This window comes from Streptomyces sp. SAS_272, assembly GCF_052543235.1.
Window position 1 is genome coordinate 21,583 of record NZ_JBMNDR010000080.1, and the last position, 2,977, is coordinate 24,559.

2 protein-coding genes are annotated in these 2,977 nt (G+C 72.5%); both read right to left on the reverse strand.

Annotated elements, in window-relative coordinates; translation table 11 throughout:
- Positions 1-283: 283 nt before the first annotated feature.
- Positions 284-1,249: a DeoR/GlpR family DNA-binding transcription regulator gene (locus ACN6LD_RS33255; protein ID WP_445045104.1), complete on the reverse strand. Its 966-nt coding sequence runs from the start codon at positions 1,247-1,249 to the stop codon at positions 284-286.
- A 212-nt stretch (positions 1,250-1,461) separates the two neighbouring features.
- Entirely contained in the window at positions 1,462-2,928 is a 1,467-nt protein-coding gene (locus tag ACN6LD_RS33260) for an NAD(P)H-quinone dehydrogenase (protein ID WP_319193126.1), read from the reverse strand.
- Positions 2,929-2,977: the final 49 nt, after the last annotated feature.

Sequence of the window (2,977 nt, forward strand, 5' to 3'; positions counted from 1 at the left end):
GTCCCCCCCCCCCCCCCCCCCCCCCCCCCCCCCCCCCCCCCCCCCCCCCCCCCCCCCCGCCGCGTTGTACCGACGGTCGCCACTCCCCGGCCCGGGGCCGCACCATCAGCCCGTCCGGCACGATCCGCCCAGGGCCCGCACCATCAGCCCGCCGGACGATCACTTCGGGCCCGCGCCGTCAGCCCGTCCGGGGGTACCCCCCTGGGGGAGTCCGAGGACGAGGCCCGGGGCAGGGCCGGTCGGGGGTCTGGGGGCGGAGCCCCCGGCATACGACCCCGCGAGGTCAACGCCGACGCAGGTCAGCAACCCTCGCCCGCTCCGCGCCCGGAGCCTGCTCCCCGAGGACGGATCCGGCACGCAGACCCGCCGTGGCCCCCGGGACCTGGCCCCGCCGCGGGGCCGGCAGCGGTACGTCCCGGCGCTGTTGCTGATGGCGCGCCGGGGCCGCATCACCCCCCGGGCTTCCCGACGCCCCGGCGACGGCGATCTGCACCCCCTGGTCGGCCAGGGCCTGCAGTTCGGTGGCGGCACGGTCGTCGTGCGCGGGCGGCTCGTCCGTCACCAGGCGGGTGACGAGGTCCGTGGGCACGGTCTGGAACATGGTGTCCGTGCCGAGCTTGGTGTGGTCGGCGAGGACGACGACCTCGGCGGCCGCCTGGACGAGCGCCCGGTCGACCGACGCCGACAGCATGTTGGACGTGGACAGCCCGCGTTCGGCGGTCAGCCCGCTCCCGGAGAGGAAGGCGCGGGACACCCGCAGTCCCTGGAGGGACTGTTCGGCCCCGCTGCCCACCAGGGCGTAGTTGGAGCCGCGCAGGGTGCCGCCGGTCATCACCACCTCGACCCGGTTGGCGTGGGCCAGGGCCTGGGCCACCAGAAGGGAGTTGGTGACCACGGTCAGACCGGGCACCCGGGCGAGCCGGCGGGCCAGCTCCTGCGTCGTGGTTCCCGCCCCGACCACGATGGCTTCGCCTTCTTCCACGAAGCCCGCGGCGAGGTCCGCGATGGCGGTTTTTTCGGCGGTCGCGAGATGGGATTTCTGCGGAAAGCCGGACTCTCGCGTGAACCCGCCCGGCAATACCGCACCGCCGTGTCGGCGGTCGAGGAGTCCTTCTGCCTCCAGTGCGCGCACGTCCCGCCGCACGGTCACTTCGGAGGTCTGGACGACGCGGGCGAGTTCACGGAGCGACACGGCCCCGTTCGCTCGCACCATTTCGAGGATCAATTGACGACGTTCTGCAGCGAACACGAAACTGACAGTAACGCGGACGACCGTCTGCTTTCAGCTCTTTGCGCCGAATAGTAGAAGTTGTTCGCACAGAGGCACGGGGGGTGGTATAGGGCTCACTTCCGGCGCCCATGCCTCCCGCACCTCTCTCCGGCGCGGCACCGGCCCACCGGTCAACTTCCCGTGACCGGCGGGGAGTCCGGGGGGTGGCCGGAGGCGATCGAAACAGACCGTCAGCCCTCGCCCGACGTCTTCCGGGTGTGCAGCTGCCTCGCCACCTCCGCGATCGACCCCGAAAGGGAGGGGTACACGGTGAACGCGTTCGCGATCTGTTCGACCGTCAGGTTGTTGTCGACGGCGATCGAGATGGGGTGGATCAGTTCCGAGGCGCGCGGGGCGACGACCACACCGCCGACGACGATCCCCGTGCCGGGCCGGCAGAAGATCTTGACGAAGCCGTCCCGGATGCCCTGCATCTTGGCGCGCGGATTGCGCAGCAGCGGCAGCTTGACGACCCGGGCGTCGATCTTCCCGCCGTCCACGTCGGCCTGGCTGTAGCCGACGGTGGCGATCTCGGGGTCGGTGAAGACGTTCGAGGAGACCGTCTTGAGGTTCAGCGGGGCCACCGCGTCGCCGAGGAAGTGGTACATGGCGATCCGGCCCTGCATGGCGGCGACGGAGGCGAGGGCGAAGATCCCGGTCACGTCGCCGGCCGCGTAGACGCCGGGGGCGGTGGTACGGCTGACCTTGTCGGTCCAGATGTGCCCGGACTCACGGACCTTGACGCCCGCCTCCTCCAGCCCCATCCCCTCGCTGTTGGGGATGGCGCCGACCGCCATCAGGCAGTGCGAGCCGGTGATGACCCGGCCGTCGGAGAGCGTGACCTCGACCCGGTCGCCGACCCGCTTGGCGGACTCGGCGCGCGAGCGGGCCATGACGTTCATGCCGCGACGGCGGAAGACGTCCTCGAGCACGGCGGCCGCGTCCGGGTCCTCGCCGGGCAGCACGCGGTCACGGGAGGAGACCAGGGTGACCTTGGAGCCGAGGGCCTGGTAGGCGCCGGCGAACTCCGCGCCGGTGACGCCCGAGCCGACCACGATGAGCTCCTCGGGGAGCTCGGCGAGGTCGTAGACCTGGGTCCAGTTCAGGATGCGCTCACCGTCGGGCTGCGCGTCCGGCAGCTCGCGCGGGTGGGCGCCGGTGGCGAGCAGCACGGCGTCGGCGGTGAGGGTCTCCTCGGTGCCTCCCCCAGAGGGGGTACCCCCAGCGGCGGCGACCACGACCTTGCGCGAGCCGTCGAGGGCCTGCATGCCCTCCAGCCGGCCGCGCCCGCGCAGCACGCGCGCGCCGGCCCGGGTGACGGAGGCGGTGATGTCGTGCGACTGGGCGAGCGCGAGGCGCTTCACCCGTCGGTTGACCTTGCCGAGGTCCACGCCGACGACCCGGGCCGCCTGCTCCAGCGGCGGGGTGTCGTCGGCGACGATGATGCCGAGCTCCTCGTACGACGAGTCGAAGGTCGTCATGACCTCGGCCGTAGCGATAAGGGTCTTCGACGGCACGCAGTCGGTCAGCACCGACGCTCCGCCCAGACCGTCGCAGTCGACGACGGTCACCTCCGCGCCGAGCTGCGCGGCCACCAGGGCCGCTTCATAGCCGCCGGGTCCGCCACCGATGATCACGATCCGAGTCACGTACTCCATTCTCCCGCACGGCACGCGGTGATACCGCCCCGGGGGGGGGGGGGGGGGG

Bases quoted from the DNA above. Each gene is read 5' to 3' on its own strand.
- ACN6LD_RS33260 (WP_319193126.1), bottom strand. From the start codon at position 2,928: ATGGAGTACGTGACTCGGATCGTGATCATCGGTGGCGGACCCGGCGGC.